Annotated in this window: 25 protein-coding genes and 1 pseudogene; 10 read left to right on the top strand and 16 right to left on the bottom strand. The window is 63.5% G+C overall.

Annotation, left to right across the window (positions count from 1 at the left end):
- Window positions 1–91 precede the first annotated feature (91 nt).
- Together EBBID32_RS02655 and EBBID32_RS02660 are read right to left on the bottom strand one after the other, a co-directional pair.
- Window positions 92–727 carry a hypothetical protein gene (locus EBBID32_RS02655; protein WP_006950150.1) on the bottom strand — a complete coding sequence of 212 codons (636 nt, stop codon included), beginning with the start codon at window positions 725–727 and terminating at the stop codon, window positions 92–94.
- A gap of 59 nt (window positions 728–786) precedes the next feature.
- The gene (locus tag EBBID32_RS02660; RefSeq protein WP_006950152.1) at window positions 787–2235 is read right to left on the bottom strand and encodes a sigma-54-dependent transcriptional regulator; all 1449 of its coding nucleotides are present in this window, start codon (window positions 2233–2235) and stop codon (window positions 787–789) included.
- Window positions 2236–2388: 153 nt separating this feature from the next.
- Here EBBID32_RS02660 and EBBID32_RS02665 point away from each other — a divergent pair, with 153 nt between their 5' ends.
- The 5 genes from EBBID32_RS02665 to EBBID32_RS02685 all read left to right on the top strand — a co-directional run bounded on the left by EBBID32_RS02665 (window position 2389) and on the right by EBBID32_RS02685 (window position 6284).
- On the top strand, window positions 2389–2514 hold the full coding sequence (locus tag EBBID32_RS02665) for an aa3-type cytochrome c oxidase subunit IV (protein WP_006950154.1): 126 nt from the start codon (window positions 2389–2391) through the stop codon (window positions 2512–2514).
- Window positions 2515–2550: 36 nt separating this feature from the next.
- A complete protein-coding gene (locus EBBID32_RS02670; RefSeq protein ID WP_006950155.1) occupies window positions 2551–3672 on the top strand; it encodes an NAD(P) transhydrogenase subunit alpha in 1122 nt (373 codons plus the stop codon).
- 76 nt (window positions 3673–3748) lie between these two features.
- Window positions 3749–4033 (top strand): proton-translocating transhydrogenase family protein, encoded by a 285-nt coding sequence (locus EBBID32_RS02675; RefSeq protein WP_006950157.1) that lies wholly within the window; start codon window positions 3749–3751, stop codon window positions 4031–4033.
- Window positions 4033–5454 carry an NAD(P)(+) transhydrogenase (Re/Si-specific) subunit beta gene (locus EBBID32_RS02680; protein WP_006950159.1) on the top strand — a complete coding sequence of 474 codons (1422 nt, stop codon included), beginning with the start codon at window positions 4033–4035 and terminating at the stop codon, window positions 5452–5454. Before EBBID32_RS02675 ends, EBBID32_RS02680 begins: the two co-directional genes overlap by 1 nt.
- A 140-nt stretch (window positions 5455–5594) precedes the next feature.
- The gene (locus EBBID32_RS02685) at window positions 5595–6284 is read left to right on the top strand and encodes an aspartate/glutamate racemase family protein (protein ID WP_006950161.1); all 690 of its coding nucleotides are present in this window, start codon (window positions 5595–5597) and stop codon (window positions 6282–6284) included.
- A gap of 10 nt (window positions 6285–6294) precedes the next feature.
- On the opposite strand, the gene EBBID32_RS24400 is transcribed toward EBBID32_RS02685, so the two are convergent.
- The 9 genes and pseudogenes from EBBID32_RS24400 to EBBID32_RS02730 form a co-directional block, all read right to left on the bottom strand.
- Window positions 6295–6672, bottom strand: coding sequence for a hypothetical protein (locus EBBID32_RS24400; RefSeq protein WP_006950168.1), 378 nt, complete (start codon window positions 6670–6672; stop codon window positions 6295–6297).
- A gap of 136 nt (window positions 6673–6808) precedes the next feature.
- Window positions 6809–7225: a DUF2147 domain-containing protein gene (locus tag EBBID32_RS02695; protein ID WP_006950170.1), complete on the bottom strand. Its 417-nt coding sequence runs from the start codon at window positions 7223–7225 to the stop codon at window positions 6809–6811.
- Between the two features lie 130 nt (window positions 7226–7355).
- The gene (locus EBBID32_RS02700) at window positions 7356–8345 is read right to left on the bottom strand and encodes a type II secretion system F family protein (protein WP_006950172.1); all 990 of its coding nucleotides are present in this window, start codon (window positions 8343–8345) and stop codon (window positions 7356–7358) included.
- A gap of 15 nt (window positions 8346–8360) precedes the next feature.
- Window positions 8361–9359, bottom strand: a complete 999-nt coding sequence (locus EBBID32_RS02705; protein WP_006950173.1) for a type II secretion system F family protein — start codon at window positions 9357–9359, stop codon at window positions 8361–8363.
- A 53-nt stretch (window positions 9360–9412) separates the two neighbouring features.
- Window positions 9413–10705, bottom strand: coding sequence for a type II/IV secretion system ATPase TadZ/CpaE,associated with Flp pilus assembly (locus tag EBBID32_RS02710; RefSeq protein ID WP_006950175.1), 1293 nt, complete (start codon window positions 10703–10705; stop codon window positions 9413–9415).
- A 1-nt stretch (window position 10706) separates the two neighbouring features.
- On the bottom strand, window positions 10707–11351 hold the full coding sequence (locus EBBID32_RS02715; RefSeq protein ID WP_006950176.1) for a CpaD family pilus assembly protein: 645 nt from the start codon (window positions 11349–11351) through the stop codon (window positions 10707–10709).
- A 16-nt stretch (window positions 11352–11367) separates the two neighbouring features.
- Window positions 11368–12870 (bottom strand): type II and III secretion system protein family protein, encoded by a 1503-nt coding sequence (locus EBBID32_RS02720; protein WP_006950178.1) that lies wholly within the window; start codon window positions 12868–12870, stop codon window positions 11368–11370.
- A gap of 1 nt (window position 12871) precedes the next feature.
- A complete protein-coding gene (gene cpaB, locus EBBID32_RS02725) occupies window positions 12872–13885 on the bottom strand; it encodes a Flp pilus assembly protein CpaB (protein WP_006950180.1) in 1014 nt (337 codons plus the stop codon).
- A gap of 51 nt (window positions 13886–13936) precedes the next feature.
- Window positions 13937–14414, bottom strand: a pseudogene (locus tag EBBID32_RS02730) (A24 family peptidase).
- A gap of 41 nt (window positions 14415–14455) precedes the next feature.
- Here EBBID32_RS02730 and EBBID32_RS02735 point away from each other — a divergent pair.
- The 3 genes from EBBID32_RS02735 to EBBID32_RS23405 are packed head-to-tail and all read left to right on the top strand — an operon-like array spanning window position 14456 to window position 16718.
- On the top strand, window positions 14456–15418 hold the full coding sequence (locus EBBID32_RS02735; protein ID WP_196805578.1) for an alpha/beta hydrolase: 963 nt from the start codon (window positions 14456–14458) through the stop codon (window positions 15416–15418).
- The gene (locus EBBID32_RS02740; RefSeq protein WP_037488373.1) at window positions 15415–16518 is read left to right on the top strand and encodes an NAD(P)/FAD-dependent oxidoreductase; all 1104 of its coding nucleotides are present in this window, start codon (window positions 15415–15417) and stop codon (window positions 16516–16518) included. Before EBBID32_RS02735 ends, EBBID32_RS02740 begins: the two co-directional genes overlap by 4 nt.
- A gap of 23 nt (window positions 16519–16541) precedes the next feature.
- Window positions 16542–16718, top strand: coding sequence for a YegP family protein (locus EBBID32_RS23405; protein WP_006950185.1), 177 nt, complete (start codon window positions 16542–16544; stop codon window positions 16716–16718).
- Window positions 16719–16852: 134 nt separating this feature from the next.
- Here the strand turns inward: EBBID32_RS23405 and rplI are convergent, their stop codons facing one another.
- From rplI to rpsF, 3 genes are read right to left on the bottom strand one after another with little or no spacing between them, the layout of a single operon-like run.
- Window positions 16853–17449 carry a 50S ribosomal protein L9 gene (gene rplI, locus EBBID32_RS02745; protein ID WP_006950192.1) on the bottom strand — a complete coding sequence of 199 codons (597 nt, stop codon included), beginning with the start codon at window positions 17447–17449 and terminating at the stop codon, window positions 16853–16855.
- A 13-nt stretch (window positions 17450–17462) separates the two neighbouring features.
- Window positions 17463–17687 carry a 30S ribosomal protein S18 gene (rpsR, locus tag EBBID32_RS02750; protein ID WP_006950194.1) on the bottom strand — a complete coding sequence of 75 codons (225 nt, stop codon included), beginning with the start codon at window positions 17685–17687 and terminating at the stop codon, window positions 17463–17465.
- 13 nt (window positions 17688–17700) lie between these two features.
- Window positions 17701–18141 (bottom strand): 30S ribosomal protein S6, encoded by a 441-nt coding sequence (gene rpsF / locus EBBID32_RS02755; protein ID WP_006950195.1) that lies wholly within the window; start codon window positions 18139–18141, stop codon window positions 17701–17703.
- A 296-nt stretch (window positions 18142–18437) separates the two neighbouring features.
- Between rpsF and EBBID32_RS02760 the strand changes: the two genes are divergently transcribed.
- On the top strand, window positions 18438–19838 hold the full coding sequence (locus EBBID32_RS02760; protein ID WP_006950196.1) for a GntP family permease: 1401 nt from the start codon (window positions 18438–18440) through the stop codon (window positions 19836–19838).
- 6 nt (window positions 19839–19844) lie between these two features.
- On the opposite strand, the gene EBBID32_RS02765 is transcribed toward EBBID32_RS02760, so the two are convergent.
- Window positions 19845–20252: a BLUF domain-containing protein gene (locus tag EBBID32_RS02765; RefSeq protein ID WP_231382087.1), complete on the bottom strand. Its 408-nt coding sequence runs from the start codon at window positions 20250–20252 to the stop codon at window positions 19845–19847.
- Window positions 20253–20384: 132 nt separating this feature from the next.
- On the opposite strand from EBBID32_RS02765, the gene EBBID32_RS23410 reads away from it, so the two are divergent.
- A protein-coding gene (locus EBBID32_RS23410; RefSeq protein WP_440590954.1) for an IS630 family transposase occupies window positions 20385–21343 on the top strand; the annotation gives its coding sequence in 2 pieces (ribosomal slippage) (window positions 20385–20726 and window positions 20729–21343; 957 coding nt in all).
- A gap of 108 nt (window positions 21344–21451) precedes the next feature.
- On the opposite strand, the gene EBBID32_RS02780 is transcribed toward EBBID32_RS23410, so the two are convergent.
- Window positions 21452–21868: an RcnB family protein gene (locus EBBID32_RS02780; RefSeq protein WP_006950207.1), complete on the bottom strand. Its 417-nt coding sequence runs from the start codon at window positions 21866–21868 to the stop codon at window positions 21452–21454.
- Between the last annotated feature and the right edge of the window lie 155 nt (window positions 21869–22023).

Genomic DNA, 22023 nt, shown 5'->3' on the forward strand with positions numbered 1-22023 from the left:
TAGCGATGACGGAGGGGTGTTGCCCTATCGAGAGGGGGACACCCCTCCGTCTGGCCTGCGGCCAGCCACCTCCCCTTAAAGGGGAGGAACTTTAAGGCGCGACCGGCTTTGCTGTCACGCTGTTGTCCGCGTTGGCCGGAGCCGCTGCCGCTTCGCCCTTGGGCGCGAAGATGCGCAGGCTGGCTAGGGTCTTGTCGACGATCGGCTGATATTGTTCGCTCAGCATTTCGGGATAGACGAAGGTGGCGGTCACGATCGATCCGTCGGGCTGCTTGAGCAGGCGGACCGCGACATTATTGCCTTCGCCATCATTGGCGGTGCCGCGATATTCATTGTCGCCGATGAAATCGCCATCGACCCCTTCGGCCCCGCTGCTGACCGCTTCGACGATCTGCTGGAGCGTTTCGTCATTGTCATTCTTCTGCCAGAAAACGCGCACGTCCGCGCCTGCGCCCTTATCTTCATAGACGGCACCGTCGGCGGTACTGGCCTCCGCATTTTTCATCCAGCCTTCGGGGAAGCTGACCGAAAAGCCGCGTTCGAGATTGACGTAATTGCGCGGTTCCGCGTCCTCCGCTGCCTGCTGCGTGGCGAGCGCGCTGGCAGCGGCGGCATTGGCGGCGGCGGCCAGTTCCTCCTGGCTCGGCATGTCGGCCACCGGTTCGGTGCGACCGCAGGCGGCAAGGAGCAGGACGGGCAGGCAGGCGATGATCGCGGCGTTTTTCATGTGCCGATCCAAAGCATAGCCGGGGAGAGAATACAACGGTCGAGCGACGGGGAGCCGCTTCAGGCGGCGCTGTCGATGCCCAGTTCAGCGAGTTTGCGGTAGAGGGTCGATCGGCCGATGCCCAGGCGGCGGGCCACTTCGGTCATGCGGCCGCGATAATGGCCGATGGCGAGGCGGATGACGTCGGCTTCGATCTCGGCGAGCTGGCGGACATGGCCGTCGCCTTCAAACAGGGTGATGCCTGCGCCGTCGCGGTGCGGCTGGCTGGCGGCGCGCGGGCGGATGGTGAGGCGATCGATCGGGTCGCCGGTCCTGATCTGCGCGGCGATCTGAGGGAAATCCTGCGGCGTCAATGCGTCGCCATCGCATAGCACGGCGGCGCGGAAGAGGGCGTTTTGAAGCTGACGGACATTGCCCGGCCAGCCATGCTGCATCAGCAGCGCCAGTGCATCGTCGGTGAGGCCCAGGCCACGCAGCCCCGGCTGGGTCGCGATCCGCGCGAGCAAATGGCGGCAGAGCGCGGGAACATCCCCCATCCGTTCGCGCAACGGCGGGATGGTCAACTGAACGACGTTGAGGCGGTAATAAAGATCCTCGCGGAAGCGACCGGCCTCTATTTCCTCGATCAGCCGCTTGTTGGTGGCGGCGATGACGCGGACATCGACATGGATCGGGCGGCGCGCGCCGATCGGCTGCATTTCACCATCCTGCAACACGCGCAACAATTTGACCTGTGCGTCGAGCGGCATTTCGCTGACTTCGTCCAGGAAGATGGTGCCGGTGTCGGCGCTGGCGAATTTACCGACATGGCGGTCGAACGCGCCGGTAAAGGCGCCGCGTTCATGGCCGAAAAGTTCGGATTCGACCAGATTGGCGGGGATAGCGCCGCAATTGACCGTAACCATCGCCTGTTTGTGACGGGGGGAGGCGGCATGGATGGCGCGAGCGATCACATCCTTGCCGACGCCGCTTTCACCCTCGATCAATACCGGGACGCGGGCGCGGGCGGCCTTGGCCGCGATGGCCAGCGCGGCGCGGAATTGCGGGGCGGAGCCGACGACATCCTCGAAGGAGAGGGGGGCGGTGATCTTTTCGGTGAGCGGGCGCAGTTCGCCATGGGCGGCGCCTTCGCTGATCGTTGCGTTGAGCGCGGCGAGCAGCCGTTCGGGCGCAATCGGCTTGGACAGATAGTCGGTCGCGCCAGCGCGCATCGCCTCTACGGCAACCGCGACATTATTATGGGCGGTGAGAATCAGGATGGGCAGTGCAGGGCGTCGCTCGCGAATCTCGCGGATCAGGCCTGCGGGTTCATAATCGGGACTCCACTGGTCCAGGATGATCGCATCAAGCTGCATCCCGTCCTGCGTGCCCAGCGTCGCAATGGCGGTTTCTCCGTCGCCGGCAAAGATCGTCCGCCACCCGGCACGCGCCGCCAGCGCCGAAACCAGCCGCCTTTGCGCCGGTTCGTCGTCGATCAGCATCAGCATCGGTATGCCGTCGCGCGCCATTCACACCCCTCAATAGCAACAGGGGACCTATGGTAAGGGCGGGGGGTAAAGGCGGGCTTAACCGCGAAAGATTTTCTTGTGGCGCTACGGGTTGAGGGGGGGGGCGCGACAGGATAAGAGGTTCGCCGCAACCGCCACAGAAGGGGACCGGACATGGCGTCAGACGGAAATATCAAGAGTGCGAACGAAACCTATGCCGGTTTCATTGGCGTGATGAAGTGGGGCACGATCGCGTCGATCGCGGTGGCAGCGCTCGTGGTGCTGCTGATCTCCGGCTAAACCGGGACGCGAAGAACAGGAGGGGATGCCATAATAATGAAAATTGCAGTTTTGAAGGAGCAGGCCGCGGGTGAAGCCCGTGTTGCCGCTACGCCGGAGACGGTGAAGAAGTTTATCGGCCTGGGGGCGCAGGTCGCCGTCGAGGCGGGGGCCGGGCTGACGGCGTCGGTCGCCGACGCCGATTATGCCGCCGCTGGTGCCAGCGTGGCGGATCGCGCCGCGACAGTGGCTGGCGCGGACATTGTCCTGGGCGTGCAGGGACCGGACGTCGCCAGCATCGCCGGCGCCAATCCGGGTGCGTGGATCGTCGCCGGTCTCAACCCCTTTGGGGAGCGGGCGCGGGTCGACGCCTATGCAGCGGCGGGCTATGAAGCATTGGCGATGGAATTCATGCCGCGCATCACCCGTGCGCAGTCGATGGATATCCTGTCGTCCCAGTCGAACCTGTCGGGCTATAAGGCGGTGCTGGACGCCGCCAGTGAATATGGCAAGGCCTTCCCGATGATGATGACGGCGGCGGGCACGGTGTCTGCCGCGCGCGCCTTCATCATGGGTGTGGGCGTGGCGGGCCTCCAGGCGATCGCCACCGCGCGCCGTCTGGGCGCGCAGGTCAGCGCGACCGACGTGCGGGCGGCGACCAAGGAGCAGATCGAATCGCTGGGTGCCAAGGCGATCTTCGTCGAGAAGGTCGCGGGTATCGAGGGTGAAGGCTCTGGCGGCTATGCCACGGAAATGTCCGACGAATATAAGGCGGCGCAGGCCGAGCTGGTATCGGCGCACATCGCCAAGCAGGACATCGTCATCACCACCGCGCTGATTCCGGGTCGTCCCGCGCCGCGCCTGATCACCGACGCGCAGATCGCGTCGATGAAGCCGGGCAGCGTGATCGTCGATCTGGCGGTCGAACAGGGCGGCAATGTCGAGGGTGCAGTGGCGGGCGAAGTGGTCGTGCGCCACGGCGTCAAGATCGTCGGCCATCGCAACGTGCCATCGCGGCTCGCCACCGACACATCGGCCCTGTTCTCGCGCAACCTGTTCAACTTCCTGTCCGCCTTCTGGGACAAGGAAAAGGGTGCGCCGGTGCTGGACGATGAAATCGGCAACGCCATCCGCCTGACGCAGGGCGGCAAGGTCGTGAACGAGCGGCTGCTCGGATAGGGGAATCGCCTGCTCGCGCCCCGCGCGTTCAGGCCAACGTCCCGCAGCCAAATCGGGACGAACGGGGAGTATGACGATGGACTTTATTTCCATCCTGTCGGTTTTCGTGCTGGCATGTTTCGTCGGCTATTATGTGGTGTGGTCGGTGACCCCGGCGCTCCACACGCCATTGATGGCGGTTACCAACGCCATTTCGTCGGTCATCATCGTTGGCGCGCTGGTCGCGTCGGCGGAAGCGGGGAGCGCTGCGGCCAAATATCTGGGCCTGCTGGCGGTCGTCTTTGCATCGGTCAACATCTTCGGCGGCTTTGCGGTCACTGAGCGGATGCTGGCGATGTACAAGAAGAAGGAGCGCAAGTGATGCATGAGATCGCACAGATCCCATGGGGCGTGAGCCTGGCCTATCTGGCCGCTGGCGTCCTGTTCATCCTGGCGCTGCGCGGGCTTTCCAGCCCGGCAACCAGCCGTCGCGGCAATCGCATGGGCATGATCGGCATGGCCATCGCCGTGGGAACCACGCTCTACACGCATGATGTGGTGAGCCTGCCCGAAATTATCGGCGCGATCGTCATCGGTGGCGGCATCGGCTTCATCATCGCGCGGCGGATCGCGATGACGGACATGCCGCAACTGGTGGCGGCGTTCCACAGCCTCGTCGGCATGGCCGCGGTGCTGGTGGGCGCGGCGGCCTTCCTTAATCCCGGCGCCTTCGGGATATTGGACGCGGTGACGGGCGAAATCCACAATGCCAGCCGCATCGAAATGGGGCTGGGCGTGGCGATCGGCGCGATCACCTTCTCCGGATCGGTCATCGCCTTCCTGAAACTCAACGGCAATATGTCGGGCAAGCCGATCATGCTGCCGGGGCGTCACCTCATCAATCTGGGCACGCTGGCCGCGATCCTGGGGCTGATCGGCTATTTCGTGACCGATCAAAGCCCGTGGGTATTCTGGACCGTGACGGCGCTGAGCTTCATCATCGGGTTCCTGCTGATCATCCCGATCGGCGGGGCGGACATGCCGGTCGTGGTGTCGATGCTCAACAGCTATTCGGGCTGGGCGGCGGCCGCGATGGGCTTCACGCTGGGCAACAGCGCGATGATCATCACCGGCGCGCTGGTGGGTTCGTCGGGTGCGATCCTGAGCTACATCATGTGCAAGGCGATGAACCGCAGCTTCATCAGCGTGATAGCGGGCGGCTTTGGCGCCGATGCGGGACCGGCGGGCGCTGGCGGGCCAGTGATCGACCGCGCCTACAAGCGCGGGTCGGCGGAGGACGCGGCATTCCTGATGAAACAGGCCGACAGCGTCATCATCGTGCCGGGTTACGGCATGGCGGTGAGCCAGGCGCAGCATGCGCTGCGCGAGATGGGCGATCTGCTCAAGGCTGAAGGCGTGAAGGTCAAATATGCGATCCACCCCGTGGCGGGTCGTATGCCGGGCCATATGAACGTGCTGCTGGCCGAAGCGAACGTGTCCTATGACGAAGTGTTCGAGCTGGAGGATATCAACAGCGAGTTCAGTCAGGCAGACGTCGCCTTCGTCATCGGGGCGAACGACGTGACCAATCCGGCGGCCAAGACCGACAAATCGTCGCCCATTTACGGGATGCCGATCCTGGACGTCGCCAACGCCAAGTCGGTGCTGTTCGTCAAGCGCTCCATGGGCGGGGCTGGCTATGCCGGCGTCGACAATGAGGTGTTCTACATGGACAATACCATGATGCTGCTGGCCGACGCCAAGAAGATGGTCGAGGAAATCGTCAAGGGGCTGGCGCACTGATATCGCGAACCAGGCTACCCCAACTCCGTTCGCCCTGAGCCTGTCGAAGGGCTTTACTTTCTGCATCAACGTAGAAAGTAAGGGGCTTCGACAAGCTCAGCCCGAACGGGTTGGGGTGGTTTGGATTTTCAGGGGATATCATGCACAAACTTGGCCTGATCGGCGGTCTCAGCTGGACGTCCACTGCCCGCTATTATGAGATCATCAACCAGGCGGTGCATCGCGCGCGGGGCGGGCAGCATAGCGCGCCGCTGCTGATCGAGAGTCTGGACTTTGCCACCGTGGCAGCCTGCACCACCGACGAGGAGTGGGACAGTGCGGCGGGCGTGCTGATCGATGCCGCGCGGCGGCTGGAGACGGCGGGGGCGGGGGCGCTGCTGATCTGCGCCAATTCGATGCACCGTGTCTATGACCGGGTGCAGGGCGCGGTGAATGTCCCCATCCTCCATATCGCCGAGCGGGTCGGCAAGAAGATGCAGGCCGACGGCATCGAGAAAGCCGCCCTGATCGGCACGCGCAACGTGATGACCGAAAAATTCTATCGCCAGCGGCTGGTGGCGCATGGCGTGTCGCTGCTGCCGCCCGACATGGAACTGGCCGACCGGATCGACCGCATCGTCTATGACGAGCTGACCGTGGGCAAGATCAGCCGCGAATCCGAACGCTATATGAAGTCGGAAATGACCGACATCGCCAAGCAGGATGTGCAGGCGGTGGTGCTGGCCTGTACCGAGCTGGAACGGATCGTCGACGTGAAGGCCAATGTGCTGCCGATCTACGACTGCACGTCGATCCATGCCAAGGCCGGGGTTGATTTCATTCTGGGGTAAGCAAAGCAATTCAGGCGGGCAGGCTGCCATCCTCGAACAGCCAGATCATGGCTTCGTCCGGATCGGTAAAGACCTGGACGTGGGCTTGCGGCAAGGCGCGCTTGGCTTGCAGCTTGTTCAATATCGAGCCGACGACGATCGCATAATGGCCTTTGTTTTCGGCCATGATCATGTCGAAAAAGGCGCCGAAGGCTTCACTGATTTCAGCGGATTGCACCGGAAAGTGGCGGCAGTCGGCGAGGACGCGATAGTTTGGGCTGGTCCTGCGGATGCTTGTGTGCCGTTTCATAAATTCGGATTCGAAGGCACGGAAATCCGCAAGAGACCAATAATCCTCTTGAACAAGACGCATCAAATTCCTGTCAGGATCATAGGAAAAATCAAACATCGTCCCCTCACATTTCACATCTTTTCGCTTATGTCCTCTCTGTAACATCTGTGCATGAACAGGTGTATCGGGCCGGGTGAAAATATGCCCGATCTGTCGATTTGTTCCCGTTGCGGTAGATGCGCCACAGCAGACCCTAACGCACCGCCGTCCATGTCTGTGTCTTGCAGAAAAACGCGATGCAGCCCTGCACTTTGAGGGAGCCATTGGGGTTGCGGCTGATTTTGGACATATAGCTCTTGCCGCTTTCCGGGTCGTAGATCGTGCCCTTCCAGATACTGCCTGCGTCCGAAAAGCCGGTCAGCAGGGGCAGGCCCAGCAGCGGGCGGGAACGCAGCGTTGGGTCGATATTTTCCATGTCGGTGTTCGGGCGGCCCGGCGTGGGCTTGAGGATCTTTTCGATTTTACCGCACAGGCTTTTGCCGCAAGGCGCGATCTGGACGATCGCCTTGGCATCGACCGTGGCCCAGCGACCGGTGACCGGTTGTGCGGCATGGGCGGGCAGGGCGATGGCCGCGGTCAGGGTGGCGAGGGTAAGGCGGGCAGCTTTCATGCGATCCGTTTCTCCGTGTCTTTTGCCCAAAGATAAGCCGCAAATGACGACGCCCGCCACCGCCTTTTTCGGCGGAAGCGGGCGTTTTGATCGGAATGCTACGGCGACGGGCCGTTGCGCTGGGTGATTTTCAGAAGGCCGTGCTGATCGAGCAGGCGGCCGGACCCAGGATGACGACGAACAGCGTCGGCAGGATGAAGAGAATCAACGGCACGGTCATGATCGCGGGCAGACGCGCGGCCTTTTCTTCGGCGCGCATCATGCGTTCGTGGCGGAATTCGGCCGATAGCACGCGCAGCGCCGAGGCCAGCGGGGTGCCGTATTTTTCGGTCTGGATCATGGTCGTGACCACGCCCTTGATCGCATCCAGCTTGACGCGGGTGGCGAGATTTTCAAAGGCCATGCGCCGTTCGGTGAGGAAGCTCAGTTCGATCGCAGTCAGCTGAAACTCGTCACCCAGTTCGGGATAGGCCTTGCCCAGTTCGCGGGCCACCCGGTTGAAGGCGGCATCGACGGTCAGGCCCGCTTCGGCGCAGATGACCAGCAGGTCGAGCGCGTCGGGCAACCCCTTGCGGATGGCGGCGGAGCGCTTCTGCACCTTGTTGTCGATGAAGATGTCGGGTGCCTTGTAGGAAAGCAGCAGCGCGACCGCGAAGGCGAAGAAGCGCTTGACCGGACCCCATTCGGGCTGAATGCCCACGCCATAGAGCAGCAAGGCTGCGCCGCCGCCAATGACGATCGGCATGATCATGCGGCCGAAAATGACGGCAACGGCCATGTCCTTGGACCGGATACCGGCCTGTGCCAGGCGGATCTGTGCGTCCTTGAGCTGGTCGTCCTGCAGGACTTTCAGGCTCGACAGAAAAGACCGCATATGGTCGGTCGTCTGATTGCGCTGGACCAGCTTGGCGCGGCGCTTGGCGGTCGATGCGGTAATGCCCGCCTTCAACTGTTCGCGCCGGTCGTTGAGCGCCTTGACCCGCTTGGCCATCGGGTCGCGCACGGTCATGATCGCATAGAGGGCGAACAACATGGCGAGCGTCGCGAGGGCCGCGAGCAGGGTGCCGAAATCGGTGGCGGTCATGCCGAAAAGCGTGCCGGCAGGGGTAGGGGCGTCCATGTCTCTTATCCCCGATCAGATTTCAAAATTGACCATCTGGGCCATGATGAAGGCACCAATCGCCATCCAGCACATGCCCCCGATGCCGATCACCTGCATCAGCGAAAGCCCGAAAATGCCCGCCGGATCGGGCGTGAAGAAGGGGCTCATATAGTTGAAGTTGATGTAGCAGATCATGAAGAACACAAGGAAAGGCAAGCAGCCGATGATATAGGCGGACGCCTTTGATTCCGACGACATGGCGCGGATCTTGAGCTTCATCTGCGCACGCTGGCGCAGCACGGTGGCGAGGTTCGACAGGGTTTCGGCCAGGTTGCCGCCGGTTTCCCGCTGGATCGCGAGCGTGATGACGAAAAACTGGAATTCGGGCGTGCCCAGGCGATCGGCGGTTTCCTGAAGCGCCTGCTCCATCGTCTTGCCGATCTTGATCCGTTCGGTGATGAGCTTGAATTCCTCACCCACGGGCCCGGGAATTTCGCTCGACACGATGCCCAGGGTTTCGGCGATGGGCAGGCCGGAGCGCAGACCGCGCGTCAGCAGTTCGAGCGCGTCGGGGAATTTGGCGTTGAAACGGTTGATCCGCTGCTTGATCAGGCGGCTGACCCACCAGTGCGGCAGGAACAGGCCCGCCGCCATGCCGACCATAACGGCCATCAGGAACGGGAAGCCGCGCATCATCAGCATGGCCGCCAGCGCCAGAAATATGCCCGCGCTGGCGGTCATATACTGGCTGAGCGTCCATTTCTTGCCGGTCATCCTGATCCGCTTGGTCAGATTTTCCGGGTTAGGGATGAGCGACACCAGCATCTTGGCTTCGACGCCGGTGGCGCGGTTGGAAATGGCCTTGCGCATCCGCGCTTCGAGCAGGGCTTCGGTCGATTCGCTGTGGCGGCCGCGGATCATCGCGACCCGGCGCTTGCGCGCCTTTTCCGGTGAAGGACCGGCAAAGGCTATGATGGCCAGACCCAGCAGGGTCGCCACCAGCACCGTTATCAGGATGAAATTGCCGTCCATCTGTTCGCCCGTTCCCCAGTCAACGCCGCCGCCCGGTCAGGCGGCGTGCGCGGTCAATCTTCCAGTGCGGCAGTCTTGGCCTTGCGGCGCGACGGCATCATGTTGCGGAAATCGCCGATCTTGCCGAGCAGGGAGTCGCCCTTTTTGCGCGATGCTGCGCCAGCCGGGGCGTCGTCGGTCTCCGCTGCGCCCAGCACCTGGTCGAGCAACGCGGTGCAGGCCGCCCCGACCTTGCTGCCCTTGGCGGTTTCCGCCAGCGTCTTGCCGAGCTTGGCCGCCTGTGAGCCGATGCGCAGGTCGAACGGGATAAGCACATCGACCTTGCGTTCGATCGAGGTTTCAAAATCCTTGCGGCTGATTTCGGGCGAGCCGGGATGGACGCGGTTGGCGACCACCAGCACGCGCGATTGCGGTGCATTGCTCTTGAGCCAGGACAGGATGCGGATGGTGTCGCGCGCGGCCGCCAGCGTCAGTTCGGTCACGACCAGTGTGACATGCGCATCGGTCATCAGATGCGGATGCTGGATCAGCATGTTGCGCGGCAGATCGACGACGCTGCATTCAAACACCTGCCGGAATTCTTCCAGCAGCTGGTAGAAGGCACCGCCATCGGTCAGCATCGGCTGGCTGATCGGCGCTTCGGCCGACAGGATTGCCAGCGTGTCGCTCGCCCGCACCATGGCGCGTTCGATGAACAGGCCGTCGATGCGGCTTGGATTGTCGATCGCGTCGGTCAGGCCACGGCCCGGTTCCAGATCCATCGCCAGCGCATTGGTGCCGAAATGCACGTCGAGGTCGAGCAAAGCGGTCGGGCGCTTCTTCTTTTCCGAAAACATCCATGCCAGCGAGGTAGCGATGCTGGACGCGCCAACGCCGCCGCGCGTGCCGATGACCGCTACGGTCATGTGCGGGCGTTCGGGCGCGGCGTCGCGCGGGGCCATGAATACGGCCTGCGCCTGCGCCAGCGCGTCGCGCAGCTGGTCCGCGCCGAATGGCTTGAGCAGATAATCCTGAATGCCGCTGGCAACCAGATCGCGATAGAGGCGCACGTCATTGACCTGCCCTGCCGCGATGACGACGGTGCCCGGCTCGCACACTTCGGCCAGGCTGTTGATGTCGTTAAGCGGATCGCCGCTTTCGGACATGTCGACGAACAGGATTTGCGGGGAAGCGGTGATCGACAGGCTCTGGACCGCGTTGCGCATCCCGCCCTTGTTTACCTTTTCCGGTGCCCAGCCCAGTTCGGCGCAGACCGACCGGACCAGATCATAGCTATGGTCGTCGCAGACGAAGGCGTGAAAGGGATCACGCGGGCCGCTATGGCCGGGTTTCCACGGTGCGTTCATATCACTGGCCTCCCGCTGTCATTTGCTTGAGATCGCCAGCGCCGGTAGGCGGCTTGTCGCGATAGGTGGAAATGGCGCGGTTCGACGTGGCCGTGCGCAGATTGCTGTCGGTGCCCTGCCCCCGGACGAGATCTTCGGGATTGGCGACCATCGCGGCCAGATTGCTGTTGGTGCCGCAGCCGAAATTGGATGTGGCGCCCAGGTTCATGTCGGTTTCCTGCTTGCTGCTCCAGTCGGGGCAGCCCGGCACGCTGGCGGTGGCGCGGCGCACGATCAGGCGGACGCTGCCCTGCGGCGCGTCGCCAGCGGCAGCCGAGCTGTCCTCTGCGACCAGCAGGCCGTGGCGGGCAACGATGTCGGCAATGCCATCCCGCAGGCCGGGGCTGTAATAGCCCGCGTCGGTGACGATCGCGACCTGATCACCATAGCCAAGGCCGATTGAGGCGAACCAGTCGTTGAGGCGGCCCGCTTCATAGGCGGACAGCGTATCGCCGCTGGCCTGCACGTCGAACGTGTAGGCGGCGTAGCTGACGACCGGCTGATGCACCGATTCGACGCTGCGGTTGGGGCTGTCAGTGACGCAGCCGGCGAGCGGCAGCGCCAATATGGCGAGAGCGGTAAGGGTTTTGGCGGACAGATAGGTCATGATGTTCGTCCTTCCGTCAGAAGCTGAAGCCGGGAGCGGCTTTGCCAGGCTTGGCCGACTTGCCGCTTGCGGCGACGACTGGCGAAGCATTTGAAGCCTGCGGGCCGGGTGTGACCGGCGTGGGTGAACCGGGGGCGCGGCGCGGCATTTCGCTGCGCTTGCCGCTGATCCCGTCATTGCCCTGCTGGAGCAGCAGCCCCTGGCCGACATTGGCGTTGCGGAAACCATCGGTCGGCAGGCGCACGTCAGATGCGTTCATCGGCTTCACCAGATAGGGGGTGACGACGATGACCAGTTCGGTCTCGCTGCGCTGGAACTGGCGCGACTTGAACAGGCTGCCCAGGATCGGCAGGTTGCCGATGCCCGGCACCTTGTTGATGCCATTGCTGGTTTCATTGTTGAGCAGGCCCGCGATCATGAAGGCCTGACCCGAACCCAGCTCCACCGTGGTTTCGGCGGTGCGGCTCTTGAGCGCTGGGACGCTGGCGTTCAGCGTGAAGTCCAGGCTCGATACGGTCGGGCGGACACGCAGTGAAATACGACCATCGGCCAGCACGGTCGGCGTGAAGGCCAGCTGCACGCCATATTGCTTGAATTCGATGCTGTTGCCCTGCGTGCCATTGCTGATCGTGTAGGGATATTCACCGCCCGCCAGGAAGCTGGCGGTTTCACCCGACAAGGCGGTCAGGTTGGGCTGCGCCAATGTGGTGGCAAGGCCGCTCGATTCAGCGAGGTCCAGCGCGCCGGCAATGTCCATGCCGAACAGACGCGCTACGCCGCCCAAGCTGTAGCTGCCATCGGAAGGCGAATTGAAGGTCCACAGATTTTCGTCGGGATCATAGCTGCCGAGTGAACGTGTGCCGCCTCCGACGAAGCCAAGGCCAGATGGCGTCAGGCTGCTATCGTGGCTGGTGAAATTGGTGCCGATCTTATGACCGACATCCTTGGCGACTTCGGAAATCTTGACCTGGAGCATGACCTGCAAGGGCGTTGCCATCCGCAGGCGGCTGACCACGGTGGTTTCCTTGCCGACGAAGGCCTGCGTCAGCCGTTCGGCTTCCGCCGCATCTTCGGGTGCCTGAATGGTGCCGGTCAAAAGGACCATGCCGTTCATCTTGTTGACCGCGATGTTCGCGCCGGGCATCGCCAGGCGGAGCATATCGTCGATGCTGGTCAGGTTGTTGCCGACCCGCACCGTGCCCGAAAACAGCACCTTGCCATTGGGCGCAGTGGCAAACACCGTGGTTTCGCCTGCCTTCTTGGCGATCAGGTAAAGCTGGTTCTGCGAGCGGACATGGACATCGACGACTTCGGGGTTGCCGATCACCACGTCGGACATCCTGTCCGACAGGTTGACCACGCGGCTGCCGCCGACCGACATCAATATCGCATTATCCTGCGCGCTGGACGGGGCGGCGTTGAGGGCCGTTCCGGGGACTGCCGCCATGGCAACGGCCAGGCCGAGCGCGATGGCGGGTCCGGCGGCCTTGCGCCCGGACATCTGGAGCATCGACTTCATCTTACTTCCCCCCGACCGGAACTTCGGTCACGCTGGTGCCGCGGGCCACGCGGATGACCGGGCCTCTGACAGCAACCGGCGCGGTTATCTGGGCACCAGTGCCAGCCATCTGGCCGCCCTGATTTTCGGCCTTGGCCGGGACGGAGCTGCGCTGGTAGCGCGACACGTCCGCACCGGTCGAATAGGTGGAGCCGCGATCGACAGGGCGCGACGCGATCTTGGCGATGATCGCCTTTTCCGCGTTCGGGCTGGCGCCATCGGGCAGATCGACGTCAGCGCCGGCGATGGCGGCGTCGAGATCCGACGCGGTGTCGGCGATGGAGCGCAGCGACATCGACAGCGATCCGATGGTCTGGGCCACCGCGATCTTTTCCGCGATCTTGGGCGTCACTTCGATGGTGACGTTGGAATAGGTGCGTACTTCCGGCTTCCCGTCCGCGCCCATCGCATCCATGCGTTGGTCGGTGGCAAGGACGCGCAGATTGCGCAGGATGGTTTCGGAGACTTTGAGCGCCTCGCCATCGCCGCCGCCTGCCACGCTCTGCGTCAGGACCAGGTCGATGCGGTCGCCGGGAAAGACGAAGCCTGCAACCGAGCTTTGTGCCGAAACGGGGACGGTGACTGCCCGCATACCAGCGCCAAGCGCCGCAGCCAGGAAGCCGCGATCGCCGGGCTTGACCAGGCCACCCTGGGTCAGCGGCTGTCCGGCGGAGATGGCGGTGCGCACGACGCTGCCTGCCAGCTTCACCGGATCAGCCTGACCTTTAAGATAATAGGCCTGTTCGATCAGATCCTTGGGCCAGGGCTGGAAACGGAAGCTTTCCGCGTCCAGGATGGTGCCGACCGGCAGCGACTTGGTCGCGACCAGCACATGGGGCTGGTCAGCCTCCACCGGCATCGACGAGGCACTGGCCTGCGGTGCGCTGGATGAGCTCAACATGCTGCGTGCAAGCAAGGCTGTAGTGACCGCTATGATAAGCGCTCCTACCAGCAGCACGATTTTCTTGGCATCCATGACGAAATTCGCCTCCCTGTAGTGGGTGCACTGCCCCCAGTGCTTCACTCATCACGTAAATTGGTTAAGATATCGTTGGCCACGGCAGCAGCCACAGCGCCGCGAGCGAGATCGCCACGCCATAGGGGATTTCCGGCTGCCCCAGCCGTCGGGTCATCCGGTGGTGGACGACCGTGACCAGCGTGACCACGCCGCCCAGCAGCGCCATCAGCACGACCAGCGACAGCACCGCCTGCCACGGGAACCACAGCGCCAGCGCGGTGAGCAGCTTGACGTCGCCGCCGCCCATCATGCCCAGCGCAAACAGCGCGGCAAAAAGGGTGAAGATCGCTGCGCCGACCAGCAGTTGCACCGCCATGTCGGGCCATAGCGCATAGCCATTGGCCAGCCACCAGAGCGGCGCCAGCAGCGCGACGGCCAGATTGAGCCGGTTGGAGATGATGCGGGCGCGCAAATCGGTGATCGCCGCCGCGATCAGCAGCGCGCCAAGGGCGCATAGCAGCGCCACCCTGAAATATTCCCCCATCATGGGTTTTGACCCTAGACCCGATGGCTTACCAAACCGTAACCATGGCCCGGATGGATTCGCCCCTTTTCAACGCACCGCCGTTCGACCGTCGCGCCTGGCCGATGGGCGGGCGGCTGGACTATTGGACTGCGCCCGACGGCTGGCCTATTCGCCGCTATCAACTGGGCGATGGGACGCGCGGCCGAATGCTGTTGCTGGGCGGGCGCGGCGACATGATCGAAAAATATCTGGAGGTGATCCACCATTGGGCCGAGCGGGGCTGGGCGGTCACGACGTTCGACTGGCGCGGGCAGGGCGGGTCGGGGCGGCTTACCGCTGATTCTATGACGGGACATATTGGCGACTTTGCCGACTGGATTGCGGATCTGAATGCGCTGGCGGCTGATTGGCGCGACCAGGGGCATGGCCCGGACGTTATGGTGGCGCACAGCATGGGCGGGCATTTGCTGCTGCGCGCGCTGGCCGAAGGGATGCCGCCGCCCGCCGCCGCCGTGACGGTCGCGCCGATGCTGGACGTGCATAGCGCGCCTCTGCCGCGCTGGCTGGCGGTGGCGATGGCGCGGGCGATGCTGTGTCTGGGCCGGGGCGAGCGGCAGGCGTGGACGCAGAAGGAAGGGTCGGAGCGGCAGCGGCGGATGCGGCAGAAACGGCTGACCCATGACCCGGATCGCTATGCCGACGAACTATGGTGGCGCGATCATAGCCGCGACATTGCGCTGGGGCCGCCAAGCTGGACCTGGGTGAGTCAGGCGCTGGAGTCCACGCGGGCCTTGGCGGAAGGGGATGCGATTGACCGGATCGCCACGCCGTTGTTGATATTGGCAACCCACGCCGACCAGCTGGTGTCCACCCCGGCGATCCGCCGCGTCGCCGCGCGGATTCCGGGCGCACGCCTACATATATACGGGCGGGAGGCCGCGCATGAGATATTGCGCGAACTCGATCCCGTCCGGCTGGACGCGCTCGCCCGGATCGACGCCTTTCTGGACGAGGTGGCGGCGTGAGCCATGCTGACATTGTTATTGTGGGGGGAGGCATTGCCGGGGCCAGTCTGGGTGCGGAGCTGGCCGCCCATGCGCGGGTCATATTGCTGGAGATGGAAGACCGCGCTGGTTATCACGCCACCGGCCGTTCCGTGGCTTTCTGGGAGGAAAGCTATGGTGGCGCGGTGGTGCAGCCCTTGACCACGGCATCGGGGCCGCTGTTGAGTGCGCCTGACCCGGATTTCCATGACGGCAGTTTCCTGTCGCCGCGCCGCACGCTGCATATCGGCCGGGCGGGGGATGAGGGGCATCGCGACGCGCTGATGGCCGAATTTGCGGGCAAGGTCGCGCTGGAACCGGTTGATCCCGCCGCTCATGTGCCGGGCTTGCGGCCGGACTGGACCATCGGGGTGATGGAGGCGAGCTGTCAGGACATTGACGTCGCGGCGCTGCATCAGGCCTATCTGCGCCAGTTTCGGCGACGCGGTGGGGAGGTGCGGCTGGCGACGCGGCTGAGCGCTGCGCGGGCGGACGGCGACTGCTGGCGGGTCGAGACGCCGGAGGGGGCCATTGCGTGCGGGGTGCTGGTCAATGCGGCGGGGGCGTGGGCGGACGATGTCGCCCGTGCCTGCGGCGTCACGCCGATCGGCATGGCGCCGCTGCGGCGGACAGTGGTGCAGTTGCGCGTGCCATCCATGCCCTCGCCCGATTTGCCGCTGATCATGGACCTGGCCGGGCAATTCTATTTCAAGCCGGAGGGGCAGGGCCGCATCTGGCTGACCCCGCATGACGAGGCACCATCGCCCCCCTGCGATGCGGCACCAGAAGAACTGGCGGTGGCGGAAGCGATTGCGCGGTTCGAGGAAGCGGTCGACTGGCCGATCGCGCGGGTCGAGCATAAATGGGCGGGCCTACGCAGCTTTGCGCCCGATCGTGCGCCGGTTTACGGGTTTGATGGCGATGAGCCGGGCTTCTTCTGGTTTGCCGGGCAGGGCGGCTTCGGCATCCAGACGGCCCCCGCCGCCGCGTTGCTGGCTGCCGCTCTGGTGCGGGGCGATGCCCTGCCGGAAAGCGTTGCAGGCATCAATGCCTCTGCCTATTCTCCGACCCGGTTTCGCTGACGAAACGACTCTGGAGGCATCATATGGCGCACAAGTTCGTGATCGAGAAGAACAAGGTCGGCGAGTTCGTCGCCAAGTTCAAATATAATAGCGAAACGATCTTCTGGACCGAAGGCTATAGCAGCAAGGCGGGCGCGAAGAACGCGATCGAGTCCGTGCTGAAGAACGGGCCGGGCGCGCCGGTCGAAGAGGCGGAGTAAGGCTTCTTACGGTCGCCGACCCATCCTCCCCTTGCAGGGGAGGATTTTGATGCCGGGCTTGTTCAGAACAGGAATGGCAACAAAAAAGCCGCCCGTTGCGGGGCGGCTTTTTCATTTGGTCCTTACGGAAAAGCTCAGGCTTCTTCGGCCGGCGCTTCTTCGGTGAACGCGGCGAGGTCGCCGGGTTCTGCGTTGGGATCATAATCTTCGGTGAAGCCGGCTTCGTCCTTTTCAAACAGGTCGGCCATGACGTCGACGCCCTGGCTTTGCAGTTCGGCCTCTTCAGGCGAACGCGCCACGTTCACCTTGATGGTGACGGACACTTCGGGGTGCAGCGCGACCTTGACGTCGAACACGCCGAGCGTCTTGATCGGGCGTTCCAGAACGACCATCGACTTGGTGACGATGGTGACGCCCTGCGCCTGAAGCGCTTCGAGGATGTCACGTACCGCAACCGAACCGTAGAGCGCGCCAGCGTTGGACGACTGGCGGATCAGGACGATCTGGGTGCCGTTGACGCCATCGGCAGCCGCTTCGGCAGTCGAACGGCGAGCGGCGTTGTCGGCCTCGATCTTGGCGCGGTTGGCCTCGAACACCTTTTTATTGGCGTTGTTGGAGCGCAGCGCCTTCTTGTTCGGCAGCAGGAAGTTACGGGCGTAGCCGTCCTTGACGGTCACGACGTCGCCGATGGCGCCGAGCTTCTCGATGCGTTCGAGCAGAATGATTTCCATGGGGCTTACTCCCTTACTTCACGATGTAGGGCAGCAGGCCCAGATGACGGGCGCGCTTGATGGCCTGGGACAGTTCGCGCTGCTTCTTGGCCGAAACGGCCGTGATGCGGCTGGGGACGATCTTGCCACGTTCGGACACGAAGCCCTGAAGCAGACGGACATCCTTATAATCGATCTTCGGCGCATCCTTGGCGGCGAAGGGGCAGCTCTTGCGGCGGCGGAAAAATGGGCGTGCCATGATCTATGTCTCCTTATTCGCCAGCGGTTTCTTCGCGGCGCGGGCCACGATCACCACGGTCGCCGCGATCTTCGCGCGGACCACGATCGCCGCGGTCACCACGGGGGCCGCGATCGCCACGGTCGGGGCGGTCCTGCTTGCGCATCATGACCGACTGGCCAGCTTCCAGCTCATCGACCTTGACGGTCATGTAGCGGATGATGTCCTCGTTGATCTGGGTCTGGCGCTCCAGTTCCGCGATCACGCCGCCGGGGGCGTCGATGTTCAGCATCACATAGTGTGCCTTGCGGTTCTTGGCGATCTTGTAGGCGAGCGAACGCAGGCCCCAGGTCTCGACCTTGGTCACCTTGCCTTCATTTTCTTCCACGATCTTGGTGGCGATTTCCGCCAGCGCGTCCACCTGCGCCTGTGCCAGATCCTGGCGCGCAAGGAACACATGCTCGTAAAGAGCCATGATTATACCTTCTCTGTTGGCCGATTGCTGACGCCCACCCCATGTGGAACGCCCCTCCGGCTGTCGTCTTACATGCGCCGCAACCGGGCCGAGTCACCTCTGGCCCGATGCGAAGGCGCGCCTATGGCGGAAAGGCGGGCGAAAGGCAAGGGTGGTGGAAGATAAACACCATCCGTTTGCCCTGGGCGAAGTCGAAGGCTTGGCTTGGCTCCTATCCTTCGATACGCCACTTCGACAAGCTCGGCGGCTACTCAGGACGAACGGGGTGGGTGTGCGGGCGCGGAGAGAATGAGCGTATGGCAGTAGGCATTGCAGCATTATCCCTGATCCTGCTGATGATCGCGGCCTATCGGGGCATGAGCGTCATCATCATGGCGCCCTTGCTGGCAATGCTGGCGGTGTTGCTGACTGATCCTGCCGCTGTCCCGGCCGCCTTTTCCGGCCTGTTCATGGACAAGGTGGGGAGCTTCCTCAAACTATATTTCCCCGTGTTCCTGCTGGGCGCCATGTTCGGCAAGCTGGTCGAAATTTCGGGATTTTCGCGTGCGATCGTGACGGCGGTGATCGGCATTGTCGGGGCGGGGCGGGCGATTCCGGCGATCATGGCGGTTACCGCGCTGCTGACCTATGGCGGCGTGTCGGTGTTCGTCGCGGTGTTCGCCGTCTATCCCTTCGCCGCCGAGATGTTTCGCCGCGCCGACATCCCCAAGCGGCTGGTGCCTGCGACCATCGGCCTTGGCGCGATCACCTTCACCATGGATGCGCTGCCCGGCACGCCGCAGATCCAGAATATCATCCCGACCAGCTTTTTCGGCACCACCGCCTGGGCCGCGCCGGTGCTGGGGCTGATCGGCTCTGCCTGTATCGCGGCGATGGGGCTGGCCTATCTGGGCTGGCGGCGGCGCGCGATGATGGCGGCGGGGGAGGGCTATGGCGCGCCGGAGACTTTGGTGAATGAGCCGGAGCCTGTGGACGACGCAGCAAAGGTGCATCCGCTGGTCGCGCTTTTGCCCTTGCTGGTTGTCGGCGTGGGCAATCTGCTGCTGACGCTGGCGATCCCGCGCTGGGTGAGCGGCGATGTCGTCACCCTCTCGCTGGTGGGCATGGCCGAGCCGGTTGACGTCAAGGTGGCGCAGGTGTCGGCGCTTTGGGCGGTAGAGGGCGCGCTGCTGCTGGGCATCGCGACGATATTGGCGTTCGCCTATCGCACCGTGGCGAAACGTTTTGCCGAAGGATCGAAGGCGGCGGTCGGCGGCGCATTGCTGGCGGGGATGAATACGGCGGTCGAATATGGTTTTGGCGCGGTGATCGCGGCGCTGCCGGGCTTTCTGATCGTCAAGGAAGCGTTGCGGGCGATCCCCGACCCGCTGGTCAATGAAGCGATTACCGTGACGTCGCTGGCCGGGATCACCGGATCGGCGTCCGGCGGTCTGTCGATCGCGCTGGCGGCAATGGCGGACCAGTTCATCGCGGCGGGCGACGCGGCGGGCATATCGCGCGAAGTGCTGCACCGGGTCGCGTCGATGGCGTCGGGCGGCATGGACAGCCTGCCGCACAACGGCGCGGTCATCACCCTGCTGGCGGTGACGGGCCTGACCCATCGGCAGGCCTATAAGGATATTTTCGCGCTGACGCTGATCAAGACGGTGACGGTGTTCATCGTGATCGCGGTCTATTATCTGACCGGGCTGGTGTAGCGCGGATCAGGCCGTCGGACGGTGCAGCTCCGCCGATCCCAGAAAATGGGCGCGGGTCGAAGGACCGGCGCTGGCCAGCAAAGCGGCGACCACATCCTTCAGGCTGTCGGACGGGCGGAGCGGATCGTCATAGGCCATGGCCCATCGGCCGAACTCGCGAGTGTCGATCATGCCCTCGCGCAGTTTGACCACGCCGCGATGGCGGCTGTCGCCATGGATGCGGGCAAAGATGTTCTCGACGGCGTCCTTTGGACCTTCCAGCACCTGAAGGAAGCGGCGGGAATTGAACAGCAACAGGCCGGTCACATCATCGCGCCGGTTGCGAATCGCGGATGCATGCGCGATCGCGGCGCACTCCTGCGGCGTGACCGTCCCGGTGACGGTGCTGATATACATGATTTGATGCAATGACATGGTCGTTCCCGATGCTGCCCCCCCGGACTTGGGACTTGTGCGGGATAATCCCTTACAGCGTGATGCGTGAAAATTGAATCGGGCGATTCCCAAGGTGCGAGATTTATGATTCTCTCGGGCTGGAGGTGGCCGATGGGAAAATCGCATTCGATGGATCTTCGCAAGCGCGTGTATGGAGGCATCGAGACGGAAGGGTCGGCACGCGCTGCGGCGCGCCGTTTTGGCGTCAGCGCGAGCACGGGTGTGCGTCTGGCCCAACGCATGGCGAGGACAGGGTCGCTGGAGCCGGGTCGGCAAGGCCGTCCTGCGGGCGGGGGCAAGCTTGCGGCCTGGCGTGACCGGCTGAGTGGCTGGGTCAAAGTGGAACCGGACATCACCATGCCTGAACTGGTTGCGAAACTGCAGGCGAACGGTGGCCCTGCAGTCCACCCCAGCACGCTGTCGCGTTTGCTGTGCGCGGCGGGCTATTCTTACAAAAAAAGGCGCTGATAGCGACAGAGGCCACCCGCCAGGAGGTGGCTACGAAACGGCGGGACTGGCGTAACGGGCGTCAGCCGCGCATGCGCGAACAAGCGCACAAGCTAGTGTTTATCGACGAGACGGCAACCGCGACCAATATGACGCGGCAACGTGGTCGCGCCCCGAAGGGGAAGAGGTTGCGCGCGCATGCCCCCTTTGGAAATCGCAACACCCGCACTTTCATCGCGGCTCTGCGGCACGATGGGTTGACTGCACCGTGGGTCATCAACGGCGCCATGAACCGCGATCTGTTCGAAGCCTATGTCGAAACGCAGCTCGCCCCCACGCTGGAACCCGGTGACGTGGTGATCCTCGACAATCTCTCGAGCCACAAGAGCGAAAAGGCCAAGGCAATCGTCAAGGAGCGCGGCGCGTGGTTCGTCTTCTTGCCGCCCTACAGCCCTGACCTCAATCCAATCGAATTGGCGTTCTCAAAACTCAAGGCGCATCTGCGCCGGATCAAGGCCCGCACCATCGACGACCTCGTCCGCGCCGTGGGCGATATATGCTCCTTGTACACACCCGAGGAATGCATGAACTATTTCAAGCATGCCGGATATGCTTCAGATTAAATGCACGGTGCTGTAATATCGCGTATTTAACTTGCATCAGGCGTACGGAAACGCAAAAATGCCCCAGGGGAGGAGAGATCCCTGGGGCATGGTGCCGGCTGGCCCGCCTTAGCGGATCGCGCCGCCGATGACCGCGCCGATCAGGCCGCTGGTGATGGCGATCAGCAGCGCGTCGTTACCCGACTGGACCCACTGATAACCGCGCGGCGGGGTGTTCAGGCGATAGCCGCGATAATTGTTGATCACGCGATAGTTGCTCACCTGACGCCGGTCGAAGCGCTGGCCCTTGGCCCAGCGATGGTTCGATGCGGCATAGCGGTTGTTGCGCACATCCTTGCGAACCACCGTCCGCTGCTTGACCACGGTGCGACCGTTGGGCTTCTGCTTGACGACCGTGCGAGTCTGTTCCTGCCGGTGCTGCTGGCCATAGCGATTGCCTGGGCTCTGGGCCTGCGCCTGGCTGCTGATGATCGGGCTGGCGACCAGGGTGGTGGTGGCCAGTGCCATGAGGATTTTCTTGAACATATATTGCTCCTTTGCCGTGTTGCGGGCGCCCTCTGCGGCGTCGAGAACAGAGATAGGAGGTGCTTGTCGCAGCCATGTGTCGGGGAAGGGCAAAGAGTGTCGGAAATTGTAACAGGCTGAGATTTAAGCTGAATGACTGTTCAGGAAGGCGAGGT

The organism is Sphingobium indicum BiD32 (genome assembly GCF_000382885.1).
GTDB classification, from domain to species: Bacteria; Pseudomonadota; Alphaproteobacteria; order Sphingomonadales; family Sphingomonadaceae; genus Sphingobium; species Sphingobium japonicum_C.

Excerpts from the sequence above, each read along its gene's own strand:
- EBBID32_RS02655 (WP_006950150.1), bottom strand. The coding sequence starts at position 727 with ATGAAAAACGCCGCGATCATCGCCTGCCTGCCCGTCCTGCTCCTTGCC.
- EBBID32_RS02660 (WP_006950152.1), bottom strand. The coding sequence starts at position 2,235 with ATGGCGCGCGACGGCATACCGATGCTGATGCTGATCGACGACGAACCG.
- EBBID32_RS02665 (WP_006950154.1), top strand. The coding sequence starts at position 2,389 with ATGGCGTCAGACGGAAATATCAAGAGTGCGAACGAAACCTATGCCGGT.
- EBBID32_RS02670 (WP_006950155.1), top strand. The coding sequence starts at position 2,551 with ATGAAAATTGCAGTTTTGAAGGAGCAGGCCGCGGGTGAAGCCCGTGTT.
- EBBID32_RS02675 (WP_006950157.1), top strand. The coding sequence starts at position 3,749 with ATGGACTTTATTTCCATCCTGTCGGTTTTCGTGCTGGCATGTTTCGTC.
- EBBID32_RS02680 (WP_006950159.1), top strand. The coding sequence starts at position 4,033 with ATGCATGAGATCGCACAGATCCCATGGGGCGTGAGCCTGGCCTATCTG.
- EBBID32_RS02685 (WP_006950161.1), top strand. The coding sequence starts at position 5,595 with ATGCACAAACTTGGCCTGATCGGCGGTCTCAGCTGGACGTCCACTGCC.
- EBBID32_RS24400 (WP_006950168.1), bottom strand. The coding sequence starts at position 6,672 with ATGTTTGATTTTTCCTATGATCCTGACAGGAATTTGATGCGTCTTGTT.
- EBBID32_RS02695 (WP_006950170.1), bottom strand. The coding sequence starts at position 7,225 with ATGAAAGCTGCCCGCCTTACCCTCGCCACCCTGACCGCGGCCATCGCC.
- EBBID32_RS02700 (WP_006950172.1), bottom strand. The coding sequence starts at position 8,345 with ATGGACGCCCCTACCCCTGCCGGCACGCTTTTCGGCATGACCGCCACC.
- EBBID32_RS02705 (WP_006950173.1), bottom strand. The coding sequence starts at position 9,359 with ATGGACGGCAATTTCATCCTGATAACGGTGCTGGTGGCGACCCTGCTG.
- EBBID32_RS02710 (WP_006950175.1), bottom strand. The coding sequence starts at position 10,705 with ATGAACGCACCGTGGAAACCCGGCCATAGCGGCCCGCGTGATCCCTTT.
- EBBID32_RS02715 (WP_006950176.1), bottom strand. The coding sequence starts at position 11,351 with ATGACCTATCTGTCCGCCAAAACCCTTACCGCTCTCGCCATATTGGCG.
- EBBID32_RS02720 (WP_006950178.1), bottom strand. The coding sequence starts at position 12,870 with ATGAAGTCGATGCTCCAGATGTCCGGGCGCAAGGCCGCCGGACCCGCC.
- cpaB (WP_006950180.1), bottom strand. The coding sequence starts at position 13,885 with ATGGATGCCAAGAAAATCGTGCTGCTGGTAGGAGCGCTTATCATAGCG.
- EBBID32_RS02735 (WP_196805578.1), top strand. The coding sequence starts at position 14,456 with ATGGCCCGGATGGATTCGCCCCTTTTCAACGCACCGCCGTTCGACCGT.
- EBBID32_RS23405 (WP_006950185.1), top strand. The coding sequence starts at position 16,542 with ATGGCGCACAAGTTCGTGATCGAGAAGAACAAGGTCGGCGAGTTCGTC.
- rplI (WP_006950192.1), bottom strand. The coding sequence starts at position 17,449 with ATGGAAATCATTCTGCTCGAACGCATCGAGAAGCTCGGCGCCATCGGC.
- rpsR (WP_006950194.1), bottom strand. The coding sequence starts at position 17,687 with ATGGCACGCCCATTTTTCCGCCGCCGCAAGAGCTGCCCCTTCGCCGCC.
- rpsF (WP_006950195.1), bottom strand. The coding sequence starts at position 18,141 with ATGGCTCTTTACGAGCATGTGTTCCTTGCGCGCCAGGATCTGGCACAG.
- EBBID32_RS02760 (WP_006950196.1), top strand. The coding sequence starts at position 18,438 with ATGGCAGTAGGCATTGCAGCATTATCCCTGATCCTGCTGATGATCGCG.
- EBBID32_RS02765 (WP_231382087.1), bottom strand. The coding sequence starts at position 20,252 with ATGTCATTGCATCAAATCATGTATATCAGCACCGTCACCGGGACGGTC.
- EBBID32_RS02780 (WP_006950207.1), bottom strand. The coding sequence starts at position 21,868 with ATGTTCAAGAAAATCCTCATGGCACTGGCCACCACCACCCTGGTCGCC.